We start from the raw sequence: 706 nt of genomic DNA, 5'->3' as shown, positions 1-706 counted from the left end.
GCAGGACGCGCATGCATCGCGTGAAGTGCTGCGCCCAGGCGTTCATCGGCAAGGCCGCGACTCAAACTCGGCGTGACGGTTGTTTCCGTGCCGGATCGCAATGCCTCGATCAACAACACTTCCAGCAGCCGTTCCAGCACGAGTTCGCGTGCCGGCCGGCGCTCGCGCGTTTCCTCACCAACCAATTGCATCAACGTCGCGAGTCGGGGCTCGTCACGAACGATAACGACATCTGGCAAGAGGGAAACGAGCAAGGCCGCATCCGGCGCACCGAAGCTGCAATGCCCTATGCGCATGCGCATGTCGGCCGCCCCTTCGAGGCGGCCGACACGGAAATGGCCACCACTCAACTGCGTTGGAACCATGGCGGATAGACCAGCCGGTGCGTCGACGCTCTCGTTAACGAGGTCGCGCATAGCCGGAACGAGCACGAAATCGCCGGCTCGGAGGATGAAAGGCTTATGTCCTCCAAACGTTACGCGGCAACACCCCTCAAGGATTGCGCAGTAGAATGGCTCGCCTGTGGTCTCGCGATGAATTCGCCAGGCGCCGGCACATTCCACCAGCTTCGAAAAGCGTGCGGCCGGCTGCAGCAGCGTGACGATTTCGGCAAGGGGATCGATTGTCATAATCAGGACTAACGCTAAAGAAATGGAGACTGTAGCATATATAAAGTCTCTCGTCCGGTCACTACCATGGCATCATC

At 59.6% G+C, this 706-nt stretch carries 1 protein-coding gene; it reads right to left on the bottom strand.

What is annotated here, in order from left to right:
• Positions 1-629: cupin domain-containing protein (locus tag ACYJRZ_RS31925; protein WP_459465539.1), on the bottom strand; the 629-nt coding region annotated here is incomplete at its 3' end.
• Positions 630-706: the final 77 nt, after the last annotated feature.

The sequence above is a fragment of the Rhizobium sp. No.120 genome (assembly GCF_054558365.1).
Note: the sequence above shows the minus strand (reverse complement) of the source record. Positions and strands in the feature narration are given on the sequence as shown.